The organism is Micrococcales bacterium, assembly GCA_016703125.1.
GTDB lineage: Bacteria > Actinomycetota > Actinomycetes > S36-B12 > UBA10799 > JADKAV01.
In genome coordinates, this window is sequence record JADJCR010000003.1 from 97,760 (window position 1) to 115,422 (window position 17,663).

General features: G+C 67.4%; 19 protein-coding genes and 1 pseudogene. 12 read left to right on the plus strand and 8 right to left on the minus strand.

What is annotated here, in order from left to right:
• Positions 1-26 precede the first annotated feature (26 nt).
• Positions 27-899 (plus strand): hypothetical protein, encoded by an 873-nt coding sequence (locus IPG68_04785; protein MBK6762620.1) that lies wholly within the window; start codon positions 27-29, stop codon positions 897-899.
• On the opposite strand, the gene IPG68_04790 is transcribed toward IPG68_04785, so the two are convergent.
• Both IPG68_04790 and IPG68_04795 read right to left on the minus strand, forming a co-directional pair.
• Positions 856-1,788, minus strand: coding sequence for a peptidoglycan-binding protein (locus IPG68_04790; protein MBK6762621.1), 933 nt, complete (start codon positions 1,786-1,788; stop codon positions 856-858). The genes IPG68_04785 and IPG68_04790 overlap by 44 nt on opposite strands.
• A 214-nt stretch (positions 1,789-2,002) precedes the next feature.
• A complete protein-coding gene (locus tag IPG68_04795) occupies positions 2,003-2,455 on the minus strand; it encodes a VOC family protein (GenBank protein ID MBK6762622.1) in 453 nt (150 codons plus the stop codon).
• Between the two features lie 196 nt (positions 2,456-2,651).
• Here IPG68_04795 and IPG68_04800 point away from each other — a divergent pair, with 196 nt between their 5' ends.
• On the plus strand, positions 2,652-3,329 hold the full coding sequence (locus tag IPG68_04800; GenBank protein MBK6762623.1) for a helix-turn-helix domain-containing protein: 678 nt from the start codon (positions 2,652-2,654) through the stop codon (positions 3,327-3,329).
• A gap of 98 nt (positions 3,330-3,427) precedes the next feature.
• Here IPG68_04800 and IPG68_04805 read toward each other — a convergent pair whose 3' ends face one another.
• Genes IPG68_04805 through IPG68_04815 form a run of 3 tightly spaced genes read right to left on the minus strand, consistent with a single transcriptional unit; the run spans position 3,428 to position 4,735 of the window.
• A complete protein-coding gene (locus IPG68_04805) occupies positions 3,428-3,832 on the minus strand; it encodes an arsenate reductase ArsC (GenBank protein MBK6762624.1) in 405 nt (134 codons plus the stop codon).
• A 34-nt stretch (positions 3,833-3,866) separates the two neighbouring features.
• Positions 3,867-4,583, minus strand: coding sequence for an aquaporin family protein (locus IPG68_04810; protein ID MBK6762625.1), 717 nt, complete (start codon positions 4,581-4,583; stop codon positions 3,867-3,869).
• Positions 4,580-4,735, minus strand: coding sequence for a hypothetical protein (locus tag IPG68_04815; protein ID MBK6762626.1), 156 nt, complete (start codon positions 4,733-4,735; stop codon positions 4,580-4,582). Before IPG68_04815 ends, IPG68_04810 begins: the two co-directional genes overlap by 4 nt.
• Positions 4,736-4,981: 246 nt before the next feature.
• Here IPG68_04815 and IPG68_04820 point away from each other — a divergent pair.
• From IPG68_04820 to IPG68_04850, 7 genes and pseudogenes are all read left to right on the plus strand, one after another.
• Positions 4,982-5,288: pseudogene (locus IPG68_04820) on the plus strand (winged helix-turn-helix transcriptional regulator).
• Positions 5,288-6,352 carry a permease gene (locus tag IPG68_04825; GenBank protein MBK6762627.1) on the plus strand — a complete coding sequence of 355 codons (1,065 nt, stop codon included), beginning with the start codon at positions 5,288-5,290 and terminating at the stop codon, positions 6,350-6,352. Before IPG68_04820 ends, IPG68_04825 begins: the two are co-directional and overlap by 1 nt.
• 2 nt (positions 6,353-6,354) lie before the next feature.
• The gene (locus tag IPG68_04830; GenBank protein MBK6762628.1) at positions 6,355-6,639 is read left to right on the plus strand and encodes a thioredoxin family protein; all 285 of its coding nucleotides are present in this window, start codon (positions 6,355-6,357) and stop codon (positions 6,637-6,639) included.
• The gene (locus IPG68_04835) at positions 6,636-6,875 is read left to right on the plus strand and encodes a TM0996/MTH895 family glutaredoxin-like protein (GenBank protein MBK6762629.1); all 240 of its coding nucleotides are present in this window, start codon (positions 6,636-6,638) and stop codon (positions 6,873-6,875) included. The genes IPG68_04830 and IPG68_04835 overlap by 4 nt, the downstream gene beginning before the upstream one ends.
• A gap of 14 nt (positions 6,876-6,889) precedes the next feature.
• Positions 6,890-7,993 (plus strand): ACR3 family arsenite efflux transporter, encoded by a 1,104-nt coding sequence (gene arsB, locus IPG68_04840; protein ID MBK6762630.1) that lies wholly within the window; start codon positions 6,890-6,892, stop codon positions 7,991-7,993.
• Between the two features lie 52 nt (positions 7,994-8,045).
• Positions 8,046-8,207, plus strand: a complete 162-nt coding sequence (locus IPG68_04845) for an arsenic metallochaperone ArsD family protein (protein ID MBK6762631.1) — start codon at positions 8,046-8,048, stop codon at positions 8,205-8,207.
• Positions 8,208-8,777: 570 nt separating this feature from the next.
• On the plus strand, positions 8,778-10,610 hold the full coding sequence (locus IPG68_04850; GenBank protein ID MBK6762632.1) for a phosphoenolpyruvate carboxykinase (GTP): 1,833 nt from the start codon (positions 8,778-8,780) through the stop codon (positions 10,608-10,610).
• A 58-nt stretch (positions 10,611-10,668) separates the two neighbouring features.
• Here the strand turns inward: IPG68_04850 and IPG68_04855 are convergent, their stop codons facing one another.
• From IPG68_04855 to IPG68_04865, 3 genes are all read right to left on the minus strand, one after another.
• Positions 10,669-12,180, minus strand: a complete 1,512-nt coding sequence (locus IPG68_04855; GenBank protein ID MBK6762633.1) for a sulfatase-like hydrolase/transferase — start codon at positions 12,178-12,180, stop codon at positions 10,669-10,671.
• A gap of 19 nt (positions 12,181-12,199) precedes the next feature.
• The gene (locus tag IPG68_04860; GenBank protein MBK6762634.1) at positions 12,200-13,156 is read right to left on the minus strand and encodes an MFS transporter; all 957 of its coding nucleotides are present in this window, start codon (positions 13,154-13,156) and stop codon (positions 12,200-12,202) included.
• Between the two features lie 242 nt (positions 13,157-13,398).
• Positions 13,399-14,421: a LacI family DNA-binding transcriptional regulator gene (locus tag IPG68_04865; GenBank protein MBK6762635.1), complete on the minus strand. Its 1,023-nt coding sequence runs from the start codon at positions 14,419-14,421 to the stop codon at positions 13,399-13,401.
• Positions 14,422-14,597: 176 nt separating this feature from the next.
• Between IPG68_04865 and IPG68_04870 the strand changes: the two genes are divergently transcribed.
• Genes IPG68_04870 through IPG68_04880 form a run of 3 tightly spaced genes read left to right on the plus strand, consistent with a single transcriptional unit; the run spans position 14,598 to position 17,663 of the window.
• A complete protein-coding gene (locus tag IPG68_04870) occupies positions 14,598-15,896 on the plus strand; it encodes an extracellular solute-binding protein (GenBank protein MBK6762636.1) in 1,299 nt (432 codons plus the stop codon).
• Positions 15,897-15,921: 25 nt separating this feature from the next.
• Entirely contained in the window at positions 15,922-16,839 is a 918-nt protein-coding gene (locus IPG68_04875) for a sugar ABC transporter permease (protein ID MBK6762637.1), read from the plus strand.
• Positions 16,839-17,663 carry a carbohydrate ABC transporter permease gene (locus tag IPG68_04880; protein ID MBK6762638.1) on the plus strand — a complete coding sequence of 275 codons (825 nt, stop codon included), beginning with the start codon at positions 16,839-16,841 and terminating at the stop codon, positions 17,661-17,663. The genes IPG68_04875 and IPG68_04880 overlap by 1 nt, the downstream gene beginning before the upstream one ends.

A 17,663-nucleotide genomic window follows, 5' to 3' on the forward strand; every position in this document is an offset into this window, starting at 1 on the left:
ACGGGCGCAGTCGGTGGACTGGACCCATGCCGCTGAGTGCCACCGTCGACGAGGAACTGCTCTGCGCCCCGCTGCTCGACGAGGCCGCCTGGTCGCGGCTGCGGGGCCGCACCATCGTCCTGCAGCCGTGCGGCCATTCCGGCTTCCGCGGGTGTCCCCCACTGGGCACCCGCCGCTTCGTGCACGCCCGCGACAGTGCGTGTGCAGCCCGTGAGTCGCCCGAGCATCTGCACCTCAAAGCGGTGGTCGCCCGGGCAGCGGCCCAGGCCGGGTGGCAGGCCGACACCGAGGTGCCCGGAGACGGCTTCGTGGCCGACGTGCTCACCCGCGGCCCGTCCGGTCAGGTGGCTTTCGAGGTCCAGCGCTCCGCGCAGATCCTGCGCGAGTACGAGCGCCGGCAGGCCGGCTACGAGGCGGCTGGCATCCGCTGCGTCTGGCTGGTCGCGCGCATCCCCACCGGTCACCGGGCCGGAGCGGGGTTGCCCCTGTTCCTCGTGGACGGATGGCGGGAGCAGCCACGATGCGTCGTCAGCGGGCGGTCGATGGCGGTGCCGGTCTTCGTGCAGGCACTGCTGGCGGGGCAGTGCCGGTGGCGCGACAGTGTGCCGGGGCGGGCAGTGACCGTGGAGACGCTGCGCCAGATGTGCCCGGTGTGTGCCACCGAGCGGGAGGTGGAAGTGGCCCGCTGGTCGCGCGGCGCCTGTGTCTGCGGGCTGCCCATCCTGCACAGCACCGGTAGCATCGGATGGTCGCAGGCGCGCAGGTGCTGCGGTCATTGGGGACCCATGCTCACACTGGCCGCGGCAGTGCGAACCGAACCGAGCGCCCGGGAAGTGCCCGCCGGGCGTTGGTGCGTCAGTTCTTCAGAATCCCGTCTGTCACCAGAGCCGCCCGGGTGAGGGTGTCCACGGCCCCGCTGGTCGGCAGGTTCTCACGTTGTTGGTAAGCCAGCACGGCGCGCATCGTGGCTGGGCCGAAAAAGCCGTTGGCACCCGGCACTCCGAGCGCCTTCTGCACCGCCAGGACCTCCTTGGACTGGCTGCCGCGCCACAGCCGCGGGCCGGGGTTCGCCGACGTGCGGGTCAGGCGTGGTGGATAGCCACAAGGTCGCCGGTTCGGCTGCCCGGGGTGCAGTGGCGCCGGTTCGTTCTGGAAGACGCGGCAGGGTCCGTAGTCGGTGGGAGCCGGCGTGCCGTCCCAGAAGCTGGTCCGGCCCAACGCGCCCGCCCACGAGAACGAGAAATGGACGTGGTCGGTGTGGGGGTTGGAGTTGGTGAGTCTGCGCCAGCCGTCGGACGCCCGGTAGGCGCCCCAGATGCGGTGGTTGTAACCGATGTACATGATCCCGAGCCGGCGGGCCCAGTAAGCCTGCTGGCCATCCGGCCCCTTCGCCATGAGCCAGTTGATGAGGTCGGTCGCCGCGGCGAACGCCTTGGGGTTCTTCACGTCTGCATGCCAGTCCCACGCCCGGCCGTCGAGGTGTTCGCTCGTGCCGTCGTCGGTGCAGTTGCGGGTCGAGCCCCAGTCCTGGGTCTGCGGGTAGGTCTTCATGACCAGGTCGCGGAACCCCTTGATGCCCTTGCGCCATTTGGGGTCGCAACTGGTCTGTGGCACGTAGGCGGTGAACCCCTCGACCCGGCCCGCCGGTGCGGCGTACTGGCCCAGGCCGCTGCTGTTGTCCATCACGGGCACCGGCAGCCGTTGTGGCTTCGCCTGGCTGGGCAGAGTGGCCAGCCCCGGTGCGGCGGCGACACAGCACAGGGCTGCGACGAATGCGATCTTGCTCACCCGTGCTCCTTCGTCCTGTTGCGCGCCAGACTGTACAGGTTGAGTGCGCAATTGCGCCAAACGCAAGGCAATCGGGTGACCTGCGCGCCGGGCATCGTCACTGGGCGTGACCGGGGCGTCTGCACGTGACGGGGTGCGGCGGGCGCTCGCGGGCGCCCCATCGTTGTCCCGCCGCCACGTGCGCCCTCGCCGCCGGGTCAGCGGGCAGGCGGCATCAGCAGCAGGCGCTGGCCGAACTGACCGTCAAGGTCTGTGGGGTGCAGCAGCCCGCAGGCTGAGCTCTGTCCACGGGGTTGTCATCGGTGATCGTGTAGACCTCCCAAGGTGCGCCGGCCGGGTCGTTGACCCACACCTTGTCCTGCTGTGCGTAGCAGCAGACCGTGTCCATCTCCTCGGTGGTCTGCAGGCCCTCGTCGCTGAGGCGGTCAACGGCTGCCTGCACATCGGCGGTGGAGTCCACCTCGACACCGAGGTGGTTCAGGGCTCCTTCGGTGCCCGTGCCTCGGTCGGCGTTTTCGATGAGCACCAGCTTGAGCGGCGGATCCTGGATGGCGAAGTTCGCATATCCGGGGCGCCGCTTGTGGGGGGAGACACCGAACAACTTGCTGTAGAACTCGACCGACCCCTCGAGGTCGGCGACATTGAGTGCGAGTTGGACTCTGGACATGGGGCAGACTCCTCGTATCGATGACTGTCAATGTGACCTTAGACAGAATATCGACTCTCGTCAATATATGGCTCGATCCCTGGGCGACCGCGGCCTGTCGCCACGATGTTGGGAAGCGGCATCCGCGTCGGCGGCGATGCTCCTGCTGAGCCATGAGCGTTTGACTTCGGCCCAGTGCGGGAGGCACGATCGCTCAATGGGCACTGAGAAGCCTCCAGGCGCAGATCTGGTGCGACGCGCGGCCGGACATGCCGCGTTGGGGGATGTGGGGCGACTGCAGGTGGTGGACGCCCTGGGGGTTGGGGACCGCAGTCCCAGCGACCTTGCTGCAGAGCTGGGAATGCCGTCGAATCTGTTGGCCCATCACCTCGGAGTGCTGGAGTCTGCCGGTCTGGTGACGAGGGCCCGATCGGAAGCCGACCGGCGTCGGACCTACGTCCGCCTGGTCCCCGCGGCGATGCGACATCTCGGTCACGTTCCTGGCCCCGACGTTCCCTCCGGCCGTGTGGTATTCGTGTGCACGGCGAATTCCGCGCGGTCGCAACTGGCGGCGGCGGTGTGGGCGGATCGAGCGGGATCAGCTGCGTCGGCAGGGACGCATCCGGCGGCCCGCATCCACCCAGGCGCGGTAAGGGTTGCCCGCTCCCACGGGTTGGACCTGACGGCTGACCGGCCAACGGCTCTCGATCACGTGTGGCGGCCCGAGGACACCGTCGTCACCGTCTGCGATTCCGCGGATCGCGAGGTGGAGGTCACCCATCTGCACTGGTCCGTGGCGGATCCGGTCCCGGCGGGCAGCGCTCGAGCGTTCGAGCAGGCGCTCACGCAGATCACGGGTCGGATCGACCAGTGGCTCACGCTGCGGTCGAGGTAGTCCGCGCCGACGCCGTCCCGCAGCGGCTGGATCGGCTGTCTCCTGCAGGTCTTCGCCAACTCGTCGAACGCGTCGTGAGTAACGCTGAAATGCTGCTGTCACTGCGGGGCGATCTCCGAAATGAGGGTTTCGATGCGCCGGCGGATGTCGTCGCGTATGGGCCGAACGGCCTCCACGCCCTGGCCGGCCGGGTCGTCGAGTTGCCAGTCCTCGTAGCGTTTCCCGGGGTAGATCGGGCAGGTGTCGCCACACCCCATGGTGATGACGACGTCCGAGGCCAGGACCGCATCGTTGGTGAGCACCTTCGGGATCTCAGCCGACATGTCGATGCCTTCCTCGGCCATGGCCGCGACCGCCGCGGGGTTGACCGACTCGGCGGGTGCGGAACCGGCCGAGCGCACCTCCACCCGATCCCCGGCCAGGTGAGTCAGGTAGGCGGCTGCCATCTGGGACCGTCCGGCGTTGTGGACGCAGACGAACAGGACACTGGGTTTGTCGCTCATGGTCTTTCTCCTTGTTTGGGTAGCGGTGTTGCGGTCAAGAGTCGTCGTGAACGGGGCCCGGCAGGTCGAGTGGCTCTGGGATGACGCCGACGCGTGGGTGGAAGAGTTCGGTCTGCGCCGCGCCGATCGCCGCGCCGAGCATCTGGGCCACGATGAACGGGAACAGAGAAGCCGGGGCGATGCCGGCGAAGGTGTCGGTGAATGCGCGTCCGATGGTCACGGCGGGGTTGGCGAAGGATGTCGACGACGTGAAGAAGTACGCGGCACCGATCCACGCGGGCACCAGCGCTGGCCCGAGACGGCCGTGCCCGGTGCGCGTCAGGGCTCCGATGATCCAGAGCAGCCCGGCCGTGGCCACCACCTCGCCGAGCAGGATTCCGGTGCCACCGCGGGTGTGGGTGGAGATCTGGATGGCGGGCAGGTCGAACATCACGTTGGCCAGGGCGCAGCCGGTGATCGCCCCGGCTATCTGGGCAGGGACGTAGGCCGCGCCCTCGCCTGGATGCATCTCTCGGCGGGCCATGGCCACGCCGGTGACAGCCGGGTTGAAGTGGGCGCCGGAAATCGGGCCCAGGGTCCAAATGAGCAGGCCCAGCACCAGCACCGTGGCAAGCATGTTCATCAGCAGCTGTACGCCGACATCATCGGACAGCAGGGAGGCCATGATGCCGGACCCGACGACTGCCGCCACCAGGATCATCGTGCCCAGGAACTCGGCAGCCACCCGTCGCTGCACCACGCTGATACTCAAAGTCCCACCCCGGCCCGCCGGCAGCGACGCCCGGCCGCGGTTTCGTGCTCGCGCCGGAAACCGGCGACATTCCGGCGATGGACCACCATCTTGGCGAGCTGGGCGTTGCGCACGGCCTGCGCTGCGAGCCGTCCAACTATGACAATGCCCATTGAGTAATCGTGCCCTACGGCCGTTTCGGCGTGGCAATCAGGGGCGGATTCCAGGTCGGGAGGCGGGACCCGTGGTTTGAGGCCGGTTGCGGGTACGCGTCGCGACGACGCGATTCCGGCCAGAAGCCCACCCCGGGAGAACCCGGCCGTGCGTGCGCCACGTCTGTGGACTCGACGTGGTCGGCTGCCTGGTCGTCCTGCAGGGCAGCTGATTCCCGGTGATACAATTCGATTGTGATCGAAGCGATGGTGTTCGAAGTTTCGGAACAACGTCTCAAGGAATCGCTGGCCGTGATGACGGCGGCGGCGGACCCGGTGCGTTGGCGACTCCTGGCCGAGTTGGCGTCGGCAGGGACCCGTTGTCTGTGATCTGCAGCCCGTGGCCAAAGTCGCGCCCAATGTGTTGTCCTACCACCTCAAAGTGCTGAGGGAGTCCGGCCTGGTGACCTCGGCGAAGCGGGGCCGGTGGGTCGACTACACCCTGGCGCCGGACGCTCACGACCGGCTGCAGCGGGCGCTGCCGACCGCGGGTGTGCTGATCGGGAGTTCCTGATGAGCCTCGTCGAGCGAGTACCGGAGACTCGTAGCCGCCTTGGGGGCCTGGTGGCCGCCGCCGCCGGGCTGTGGGTACTTGCGTACTGGCTCAATGAGCGGATTTGGGACTGGGTCTTCTATGACGCGCTCGGGATGGCGCCGGATGATCGGTTGACCGAGACCCTGCACTTCTTCTTCTACGACACCGTCAAGATCGGGCTGCTACTGACTGGGATCATCTTCGTGGTCACGATCCTGCGCTCGTTCATGAGTGTGGAGCGCACCCGCCAGCTGCTCGGCGGCAAGCGCGAGGGCGCGGGCAACGTGATGGCCGCTGGGCTCGGTGTGGTCACCCCGTTCTGCTCGTGCAGCGCGGTGCCGGCGTTCATCGGTTTCGTGTCGGCAGGGGTGCCGATCGGGGTGACGCTGAGTTTCCTGATCGCCTCACCGCTGGCCAACGAGATCGCTATCGGATTGCTGTGGAGTCTGTTCGGGTGGCAGATCGCCGCCTTGTACGTGGCGGCCGGGGTGACGATCGCGATCGTCGCCGGCTGGGTCCTGGGGCGCATGGGTGTTGAGCGGTGGGTGGAGCCGTTCGTCTTCGAGACCAAGCTGAAAGGTCAGGCGATCGACCCGTCGCAGGGGTTGACGATGAGCCAGCGCGTCCAGATGGGCGTCGAGGAGGTCGGCACCATCTGGCGCAAGATCTGGCCGTTCCTGCTGGTCGGTATCGGGTTGGGCGCGGTCATCCACGGTTGGGTCCCCACCGACTTCTTCACCACCTACGCCAACTCGGACAACCCGTTCGGTGTGCTGGTTGCCGTGGTCATCGGCGTGCCGTTGTACTCCAACGCCGCCGGCGTCATGCCACTGGTCGAGGTGCTCTACAACAAGGGCTTGCCGATGGGCACGGTTCTCGCGTTCATGATGAGTGTCGTGGCGCTGTCGCTGCCGGAGTTGATCCTGCTGCGCCGCGTGCTCAAACCCCAACTGCTGGCCGCATTCGTGGCGGTCGTAGCCACCGGCATCGTCGCGGTGGGCTACTTGTTCAACCTCGTTCTGGGCTCGGGGGTACCGGGATGACCATGAACATCAAGGTCCTGGGGACGGGATGCCGCAAGTGCCTGACTCTCGACCGGATCACTCGGGAGGCGGTGGCCGATCTCGGTCTCGATGCCGACGTGGCAACGGTCGAAGACTATGGCCAGACCATGGCCTATGGCGTGATGACCACTCCGGCGCTCGTCATCGACGAGCACGTGCTGACAGTCGGTCGCATCCCCACCCCCACCGCGCTCAGACAGTTGCTGACGCAGGCCGCCGCAGCCCACACATCCCCCGAAGACCCCATCGAAAGGAACCCGTCATGATCATCAAGGTTCTCGGCCCCGGCTGCGCCAACTGCCAACGGCTGGAGGCCCACACTCACGAAGCCCTGGCCGCCCTGGGCCTGGAGGCCACCGTGGAGAAGGTCACCGACTACGGCGAGATCGCCAGCTACGGCATCATGCGGACGCCGGGTCTGGTCGTCGACGAGCAGGTGGTGGTGTCGGGCCGCGTGCCGACAGCGGCTGAGATCAGCGAACTACTCTCGACGACCCTCTGACCGGAAGGACAGGCGTGACCCCCGAAGAAGTCGGCACCGCCACGACCACCGACGACACGTCGGAGGTCGTCGGACGGCTCTCGACCCTGGACCGGTTCCTGCCGGTGTGGATCCTGCTGGCTATGGCCGGCGGGCTGCTGCTGGGCAGGTTGGTGCCGTCGGTGCAGACGGCACTGGACGCGGTGAAGGTCGATCAGACCTCGCTGCCGATCGCGCTGGGCCTGCTGCTGATGATGTACCCGGTGCTGGCGAAGGTGCGCTACGAGGACATGAGCCATGTCACCGGGGACCGGAAACTGCTGTGGTGGTCGCTGCTGCTCAACTGGGTCATCGGCCCGCTGCTCATGTTCGCCCTGGCGTGGGTATTCCTGGCCGACTACCCGGCCTTCCGTACCGGGCTGATCGTCATCGGTCTGGCACGCTGCATCGCCATGGTGCTGATCTGGAACGATCTGGCCTGCGGGGACCGGGAGGCAGGGGCCCTGCTGGTTGCCATCAACTCGGTGTTCCAGATCCTCGCCTACGCGCTGCTCGGAACGTTCTACCTGAAGATCCTGCCGGATTGGCTGGCCCTGGATTCCCAGGACGTGGCATTCTCCACCTGGGAGATCACCAAGTCCGTGTTGATCTTCCTCGGAATTCCCCTGCTTGCCGGCTACCTCACCCGGCGCATCGGTCTGCGGGTCAAGGGCAAGGACTGGTACGACACCGTGTTCGTCCCGCGGATCGGCCCGCTGGCCCTGTACGGACTCTTGTTCACGATCGTGGTGATGTTTGCTCTGCAGGGCGATGCGATCATCAGCGACCCGCTGTCTGTGGTGCGTATCGCGGTCCCGTTGCTCGTGTACTTCGCGATCATGTGGAGTGTGGCGTTCTTCGTCGGCAACCGTGCCCGGCTCGGCTACCCCAAGACCGCCACCCTCGCCTTCACCGCCGCCGGAAACAACTTCGAGCTGGCGATCGCTGTCAGTATCGGGGTGTGGGGGGTGACCTCGGGGCAGGCCTTGACCGGCGTGATCGGGCCGCTGATCGAAGTGCCGGCCCTCGTCGCCCTGGTGTACCTGTCGCTGTGGCTGCACCGACGGCTGTCCTGGCCCAACACGCAACGCTCGACCTGAGTTCCCGTCCCAAGGACGACATCGCGAACTGGTCGGCTCGGGTGGCCTTCCGATGACTCTCGTGGACGGGGTGACGGTGATGACCGGCGGGTATCCGACCCGCGAGCAGTTGATCAGTCACTCCGGGCTCGCTGTCACCGCCCCGGCCGGTGTGCAGGAGCTGGGGTTGGCTGCGGACTCCGACAGGTGCTGTGGCTCAGGCGGATGCTGCTGACATGACTGCACGCCGCAGTTCCTGACCGACCCGCCCGGTTCCTGTTCCCGGGCTTGACGGAGATTTTGGCTCAGTCTAGATTAGTTCAAGGAGCACTGAGCCAAATGTGCGATCTCGCCTGCGGTTCCAGCGCATGGGGGCTGCTCTGGCGCAACTCCTCGGACCTGATCTGCACCCGGTGCTGCGACTGCTCCACGACCAGCCCCTCACCGTCCCAGACGTGCTCGGCCGCCGCGACGAAACTCTGACTGAGTCCGTCGTGGTTTCTCAGCGGGAGTGGTCTTCTGGACAGTGAACCCGGAGGCCGCGACCTCTTCCGGCGCGACCGACGCGGTACACCCGAGGTCCGTCCCGATCGGCGTAGGCAACTGCGGGCGTGGGCAGGCAACCCGGACCAGTCTCGATTTGCCACATAGGCCGCTGGGACCGTGTGAACATCGAGTGAAGGGCAGACCCCGGGGCTGCTTCACCGGGCCCGCCATGGCAAAGTGGGGGGACAGGCATCGCGCAGCCACGTCGGCGCCGACACCGCGCCGTTACCATCCGACCGCGCGGAGACGGAGTGCACAGATGACGATCGCAGGTTTGGAAAACCCCCCCACGAAGAACAAGAAGTTGCTCGAGTGGGTCGAGGAGGTCGCCAACCTCACACAGCCGGACCGCATCGAATGGTGTGACGGCTCAGACGCCGAGTGGGAGCGCCTCACCCAGGAGATGGTCGACGCAGGCACCTTCACCCGGCTGAACCCGGAACTGCGGCCCAACTCGTTCCTGGCCCGTTCTGACCCCTCCGACGTCGCCCGCGTCGAGGACCGCACCTTCATCTGCTCGCTGCGCGAGGAGGACGCCGGCCCGACGAACAACTGGCAGGACCCGGTACAGATGCGGGGCACCCTGAAGGAACTGTTCGCTGGCTGCATGCGCGGCCGCACGATGTACGTGATCCCGTTCTCCATGGGTCCGCTCGGCTCGCACATCGCCGAACTCGGCGTCGAGCTCACTGACTCCCCGTACGTCGTGACCAACATGCGGATCATGACCCGCATGGGGCGCGAGGCACTCGACCTCATCGGTGAGGACGGCGACTTCGTCCCGGCGCTGCACTCCGTCGGTTACCCGCTGGTCGACGCCGATGGCAACCCCCGCGAAGAGGTGGCGTGGCCGTGCAACGACACCAAGTACATCGTGCACTTCCCGGAGAGTCGCGAGATCTGGTCGTACGGCTCCGGCTACGGCGGCAACGCACTGCTGGGCAAGAAGTGCTTCGCGCTGCGGATCGCCTCGGCGATGGCCCGCGACGAGGGCTGGATGGCCGAGCACATGCTCATCCTCAAGCTCACCGCGCCGGACGGCGACGTGAAGTACCTGGCCGCCGCGTTCCCGTCGGCCTGCGGCAAGACCAACCTCGCCATGCTCGAGCCCACCGTTCCCGGCTGGAAGGTCGAGACGGTCGGTGACGACATCGCGTGGATGCGCTTCGGTGACGACGGCCGGCTGTACGCGATCAACCCGGAGGCCGGCTTCTTCGGGGTGGCTCCGGGCACCGGGGAGAAGACCAACGCCAACGCGATCAAGACGCTGTCGGGCAACTGCATCTACACCAACGTCGCGCTGACCGACGACGGCGACATCTGGTGGGAGGGGCTCACCGACGAACCGCCGGCGCACCTGATCGACTGGAAGGGCCGGGACTGGACGCCGGACTCCGACGAGCCGAGCAGCCACCCCAACGCCCGGTTCACCGCACCGGCGTCCCAGTGCCCGTCGATCGCGGACAACTGGGAGGACCCGGCAGGTGTGCCGATCTCCGCGATCCTGTTCGGCGGCCGGCGCGCCACCAACGTGCCGCTGGTCAACGAGGCGCGCGACTGGGCGCACGGCGTGTTCATCGGTGCCACCGTCTCCTCGGAGATGACCGCGGCAGCCGTGGGTGGGATGGGTCAATTGCGCCGCGACCCGTTCGCCATGCTGCCGTTCTGCGGATACAACATGGCCGACTACTGGGGACACTGGCTCAAGATCGGTCAGAAGGCCGACCCGGCGAAGCTCCCGAAGATCTACCAGGTGAACTGGTTCCGCAAGGACGAGAACGGCAAGTTCATCTGGCCGGGCTTCGGCGAGAACAGCCGGGTGCTGGCCTGGATCATCGAGCGGGTGGAGGGCCGCACCGACGCTGAGAAGACGGCCATCGGCGGCAAGCCGAAGGAGGGCGACCTCTACGTCGACGGGCTTGACCTCAGCGCAGAGCAGCTGGCCGAGTTGTTCGCCGTGGACGCGGACTCCTGGCTGGCCGAGTGCGACCTCACCGAGGAGTACTTCGAGCAGTTCGGCGACAGCGTCCCACAGGCTCTGCGCGACGAACTCGACGGCCTGCGGCAGCGCCTCGAGGCCGCGAAGGCCTGACCACCGCGCACGGCGCCTCCACTCCCTTGTGGGTGGGGCGCCGTCTCGTTCCGCGCGCCTACGCCCGGCTGACGCGGTCGGTGTCGGGCTCTGGTTCCGGCGGCGGCGCGGTACCCGATCGCTTGGGGCGCCAGCGGGGGAGATCGAACGTCGGGCCGAAGCCTGGCGGCGGTTTCGCGCACGCACCCCGGGCCAGGCCACGCAACTGCTCGATGCGGTCACGGGCTGTCGGATCGTCGATGCGGTTGCCCAGTTCCAGGGGGTCCGTCCGGTAGTCGTAGAACTCCTCCTCGCCTGACCCGTAGCGCACGAACAACTCCTCATTCGTGCGCCATGCGCAGAAGGGAGGCCGCACGACCCGACTGGTGGATTCCGCACCGACCAGCTGCACCCCTTGCTGGTTCCGGTCGTTGAGCACCGAAGTCCCGGCGCCGGTGTTGGGCAGTCCGGCCGCCTGCAGGACCGTGGCGTGGATGTCCACGTTGGCGATGGTCAACCGGTCGTCGGTGCCGGCCGATCCCTTCCCCCAGCGCATGACCAGTGGCACGTTCGTGGACTTCAGGTACGGGTAGCCCTTGCCCTCCAACCGGTGCTCGCCGTGCATATAGCCGTTGTCGGAGACGTAGACGAACAGCGTGCGATCCAGTCGCCCGCGGGCCTTGACCGCGTCGTACAGCGCCCGGACCTGGTCGTCGACACTGCGCAGGGTGTCCATCTGCCGGGCCAGGTTGACCCCCGGCGACTGTCCCTCCACCGACGACGACGGCGGGAGGTCACGCACGTAGGAGGGCTTGTCGGAGACGTCCTGCTCGAGCACAGCAGGGTTGAAGTAGTCGGCCGGGACCCTGCTGGTGGCGCGGTACCCGGGCTGCGCGTTGAAGGGGGAGTGCGGCGCGTAGGGCGCGAAGACGGTGAACTGAGGCCTGCCCGGTGCGGCCGAGCGGATGTGGTCGGCCGCCTCCTGCCCGAAGAACGTCGTCGAGTACTTCTTGATGAACTCCTGGTCGACGCGTCGAGGGGTCTGCCCGAAGGGGACGGCAAGGGTGACCCCGTACCGGCGGTACTTGCCGCTCTGCTGCGTGGTGAAGGAGCGCCACGTGTCCCAGCCGGGGGGAGCGGTACCGTCGTACGCCGCACCGTACTCGTTGAGGTACTTGCCGAAGTACGCAGTGTCGTAGCCGGCCGCGTCCAATGCCGTGGCCAGGGTGGCGTTCTCCAGGCCGGAGGCCTTGAGAGCCGGGTAGCCGCCGTATCCCGTGTTGGACTCGTTGCTGTAAATCCCGGCGGTGGGAGCCAGTTGACCCGTGAGCAGGCTGGTACGGCTCGGACAGCAGAGGCTGGTGGGTACCACGGCGTTGGTGTAGTTCACCCCCTTGCCGATCAGCAGTCGGTTGAGGTTGGGCATGGCTGCCAGCGTCCCCACCGGTTGGTCGTCGGTGAGGATCAGCACGACGTCCCACTGCTTGTCGTCCGGCGCCCGCTTGGCTGCGCCGGCGAACTGGGAGGTGCCGCCGACAAGCAACAACAGGGTCAGGATGACCCCGGTGACCGCTGTCAGGACTCGCCGCACTCATCGAGTCTAAGGCGCGTCAGCCTACGTCGGGCGCAAGTGCGATGTCCGGACGGGGCAGCCGTGCCGCAGCCACCCACACGATGATCGCTCCCACCAGGGCCGCACACCCGGCGACCACCCACATCAGCGACCAGTCCCGGTTGGCCAGCAGGCCGAGCGTCAGCGGCCCCAGCAGCAACCCGATCGCCACCCCGGTCTGGGCCACGCCGCTGGCGGCAGCGGTCGACGTGGGGAACCGCCGGGCCACGGCCAGGTGCTGCAGTCCCGGCCAGCCCCAGCCGAACGCATTGGCCACCACGAGGCCTACGACGAACAGCAACTCGGTCCCCGTGGCCATGAGGAACCATCCGGCGGCCCCGAGCACGCACAGAACCACCACCCCGCGCAGGGGGTCGAAGGCGTTCTTGTCCGCCCGCAGACCGGCGAGCAGTCGCACGGCCAGGCCCGCGAGGCCGCCGGCGGCCACCAGGTATCCGGCGGTGGCCTCGCTCAGCCCGACCTGGACCCCACCGGCCGCGCCGAGCGCGCCGATGGACGTCGCTGCCAGAACCGCGGCCACCATGCCGGCTGCGAGCAGCCACAACCCGGAGACCAGTTCCGGCGGCACCTGTTGCTCGCTGCGGCCGGTGCGGGCTGGCAGGTCGGGGGGCACCATCAGTACGGCTACGACGGCGGCGGCCGCGGCCAGGACGTACGCGAATCGCCAGCCGATGGTCAGCGCGATCAGTGGCACCGCCAGGCCTCCGAGCAGGGTGGCTAGCGGTATGCCCGACTGCTTGATCGCAAAACCGAGTCCGAAGCGCTCGGGACGCACCTGCGCGGCGACCAGCGCGTTGCCGGCGGGCTGCCCGATCGCGTTTCCCAGACCGCCGACGAAGAGTGCGGCGGCCAGCATCGGGATCGATGAACTCGCCGCGCAGGAAAGCAGCGCGACACTCGAGGCAGCCGTGGCGACCCACATGCTGCGGCGCACCGAGCCGGCGCACCTGGCGGCCCAGAAGGTGCGCGGCCCGCCGAGGTGGCCAAGGCGAAGACGGATGCCAGGGCGCCGATGCTGGCCGGGGCCACGCCATACTCCCGGCCGATCTGCACGGACATCGCACCGGTGAGGAACAGCGCCAGCACGCCCATGAGGTTGACGGCTACCGCCGCCAGTACCGCGCGCCGCCCACTGGTCACAGCAACAGGCTAGTCAGGGCCGTTCCGCCGCCCGGATCACTCCTGGTCTGCTGCAAGGCGTGTGGTGCTGTGCCGGACGACCAGCCGGGTGGGCAGCACCACGTCGCTCACTTCGCCCCCGGCAAGCAGTTGTCCAACCATGGCGGCGGCGCTGAGACCCTGCTCGAATCCCGACTGCCGGATGGTCGTGAGGTCCAGCCACTGGGACATGGGGTGATCGTCGATGGCCACGACCGACATGGCCCAGGGGACGGTGAGGCCTGCCCGGCGAAGCGTCCGCAACGCGCCGAAGGCCACCTCGTCGGAGAAGCAGAACACCGCGGTCGGCGGGTTGTGGAGGCTGAGCAGGTGTTCCATCCCGTCGGCGCCGCCCTGACTTCCCCACGGTTCGGCGACCAGCAGCGCGTCGTCCAGCGGCAGCCCGGCACGCGTGTGCGCTTGGCGGTAGCCCTCGATCCGCTCGGTGTCGGCCGCGGGCGAGACCCCGGCACCGGCCCGACTGCTGATCATCGCGATCCGCACGTGGCCCGCCCGGATCACGTGCTCGACGGCCTGCCGCGCGGCGTGACGGTCGTCGATGCGCACGGATGCGAAGGACTGGGCGCGGTCGCCGATCAGCACTACCGGCAACCCGAGGGCCGACAGCCGGGATTGGGCGCGGGTGTCGAGCACGAACCCGGCGACGATCACCGCGTCCACCTTGCGGCGCAGGGGGAGGCGCTCGAAGAAGTCGAACTGCTCGCGGGGTGAGGCCAGGCGGTGCAACAACAGGTCCAGACCGCGAACTCGTAATCCTTCCTCCGCGCCTGCCACGACGGCCGCGTGGAACCACGACTCGATCCGGGGTACCAGCACGGCGACCTGCCCGGTGGACCCACTCGCCAGTGCTGCAGCGGCCGGCGACACCACGTAGGACAGCGCCTCGGCAGCGCTGAGAACCCGGCGACGGGTCTCCTCGGCCACACCGGGCATTCCCCGCAGCGCCCGCGAGACGGTTGCCGGCGAGACGCCGGCCCGCTCGGCGACGTCATGCATCGACACGTGTGGCTGGGGTATCACACGGTCATTGTGCTGACCTGTGCCCTGGACTACAAATACTTTCACTTGGCGGTGGCTGACTATCTGCCTTCGAGAATCTCCCGATCTGGCCAGTTGGGGGTTGACTCTCAGGCAGATTCTGCGCCAGAGTTGCGCGCGGAAGCGTTTGCATGTTCGAAAGACATGAGGAGTGCCCCATGGCAGGATCCCGGTCTAAGCGGCGATTCATCGTCGGTGTCTGCGCCGGTGCATTGGCGGCCGCTGCCCTGACCGGGTGTAGCCAGGAAGCCGGCACCCCCACACTGACGTGGTTCATCAACCCCGACAACGGCGGCCAGGCGCAGTTCGCGCAGGAGTGCGCGGATGCCTCCGGGGGCGCCTACCAGGTGCGCATCGAGACCTTGCCGAACGACGCGACGGCACAGCGCGAGCAGCTCGTGCGGCGACTCGCGGCCAAGGACTCGTCGATCGACATCATGAGTCTGGACGTCATCTACACCGCGGAGTTCGCCAACGCCGGATTCCTGCTGCCCTACTCCCAGGAAGATGCCGACCAGATGACCCAGGGGATGCTCGACGCTCCGATCGAGACCGGGGAATGGAAAGGGACCCTCTACGCGGTGCCGTTCAAGTCGAACGCGCAACTGCTCTGGTACCGCAAGGCCCTGGCCGAAGAGGCTGGTGTCGATCCCACCTCGGAGAACTTCACGTGGGACGACATGCAGAAGGCCGCCGACGAGATGGGCAAGAAGATCTCCGAGCAGGGGGCACGCTATGAGGGCTTCATGGTGTGGATCAACGCCCTGATCCTCTCCGGCGGCGGGCAGATCCTCACCGATCCGGAAGCGGGCCAGGACGCGATCCCGAGCATGGCAGGTGAGGCCGGGACCAAGGCCGCCCAGATCGTGAGCACGCTGGCCAACTCGCAGGCGGCGCCCGCCGACCTCTCCGTAGCGCAGGAGGAACAGGGCCGGGCAGTCTTCCAGACCGACCAGGGCATGTTCATGCTGAACTGGCCGTACGTTCTGGCCGCCGCGCGGGCCGCCGTGGAGGAAGGCACCCTCGACCAGTCAGTGGTCGACGACATCGGCTACGCCCGCTACCCGCGCGTGTTCGCCGACACCCCCAGCCAGCCGCCGCTCGGCGGGGTCAACCTCTCCGTCGGTGCGTTCACGAAGTACCCCGACTTGGCAATGGATCTGGTCAAATGCGCCAGCACTCCGGAACACGCCACGCAGTACATGCTCGAGGAGGGGGAGCCCTCGCCGTACGCGGCCAGCTACGACGACCCCGAGGTGCGCAAGGCGTACCCCAACGCCGACCTGATCCGGGAGTCGATCAACGACGCCGGGCCCCGGCCGATCACCCCGTACTACGTGGACGTGGCCGGGTCGATCATCAACACCTGGCACCCGCCCGGCTCGGTGAACGACGACACGCCCGCCGAGACCGACCAGTTCATGTCCGACGTTCTCCAAGGGCGGCGACTGCTATGAGCAGCGCGACAGGAAGGAACGCGAAGTGACTGCAACGACAACCGACCGACCTCCGCAGCCAGTCGTCTCCGAGCGGGTCAAGGGCGAGCGCCGGCTCGGGCTATGGCTTTCCGCACCGTCGTTCGTCGTGATGATCCTGGTGACCGCCTACCCCTTGGTGTACGCGGTGGTGCTGTCGCTGTACAACTACCGGCTCACCGACCCGGGCGGCCGCGAGTTCGTGGGACTGAGCAATTACTTCGTCATCCTGCAGGACCCGCTGTGGTGGAACGACTTCATGACCACCCTGGTGATTACGGTGGTGACGGTGGCCATCGAGTTGGTGATCGGCTTCATGTTCGCCTACGTGATGCTGCGGATCATCCGTGGCCGTGGCCCCTTGCGCACGGCGATCCTCGTCCCGTACGGGATCGTGACGGTGGTCTCCGCGTTCATCTGGCGGTACGCCTTCGCCGTCGACTCCGGGTTCGTCAACCAGTGGCTGGCCCTCGGTGACTTCAACTGGTTCGGGGACCGCTGGTCGGCGCTGTTCGTGATCTGCCTCTCGGAGATCTGGAAGACCACGCCGTTCATCTCCCTGCTGCTGCTCGCGGGCCTGGTGCAGGTCCCCGAGGACATGCAGGAGGCCGCCAAGGTGGACGGTGCCACGGCCTGGCAGCGGCTGTGGAAGGTGACACTGCCGAACATGAAGGCCGCGATCATGGTCGCCCTGCTGTTCCGCACCCTGGACGCATGGCGGATCTTCGACAACCCGTTCGTCATGACTCGCGGCGCGAACAACACGGAGACGATCTCGTTCCTGGCCTACCGGCAGAACGTCACACTGGTCAATCTCGGGATGGGATCGGCGGTGTCTGTGCTGTTGTTCCTCACTGTCGTGGCCATCGCCTGGATCTTCGTCAAAGGATTCAAGACCGATCTCTCCCAGGTACGGGGTGACTGATGAAGACAAGTCGTTGGTGGACGGTCGCCGGGATCGTCATCGTCCTCTACAGCCTGTTCCCGTTGCTGTGGATGCTGAGCCTGTCCTTGAAGCCCCCGTCGGACATCGTGTCCGGGCAGCCGCAGTTCCTGCCCACCGCATCGACGTTCGACAACTTCACCGAGGTCTTCAGCCAGTCGCTGTTCACCCGTGCCCTGATCAACTCGATCGGGATCTCCCTGATCGCCACGCTCTTCGCGGTCATCGTCGCGATGTTCGCGGCGTACGCGATCGCGCGACTGGACTTCCGAGGTAAGCGTCTGCTGCTGTCGCTGGCACTCGGGATCGCGATGTTCCCGCAGGCCGCCCTGGTCGGACCACTGTTCAACATGTGGCGCAACATCGGCATCTACGACACCTGGATCGGGTTGATCATCCCCTACCTGACCTTCGCCCTGCCGCTGTCCATCTGGACCATGTCGGCCTTCTTCCGGCAGATCCCGTGGGAGATGGAGCAGGCCGCCCAGGTCGATGGGGCGACCGCCTGGCAGGCGTTCCGGAAGGTGATCGTGCCGCTGGCGGCGCCCGGCGTGTTCACCACGGCCATCCTGACCTTCTTCTTCTGCTGGAACGACTTCCTGTTCGCCATCTCGCTGACGTCCACTGACGCGGCGAGGACCGTCCCGGCGGCGCTGGCGTTCTTCCAGGGCGCGTCGCAGTTCGAGTCGGCGGTGCCGTACATCATGGCCGCGTCAGTGGTCGTGACCATCCCCGTTGTGGTGCTGGTGCTGCTGTTCCAGCGCCGGATCGTTGCAGGACTCACCTCCGGAGCAGTGAAGGGCTGA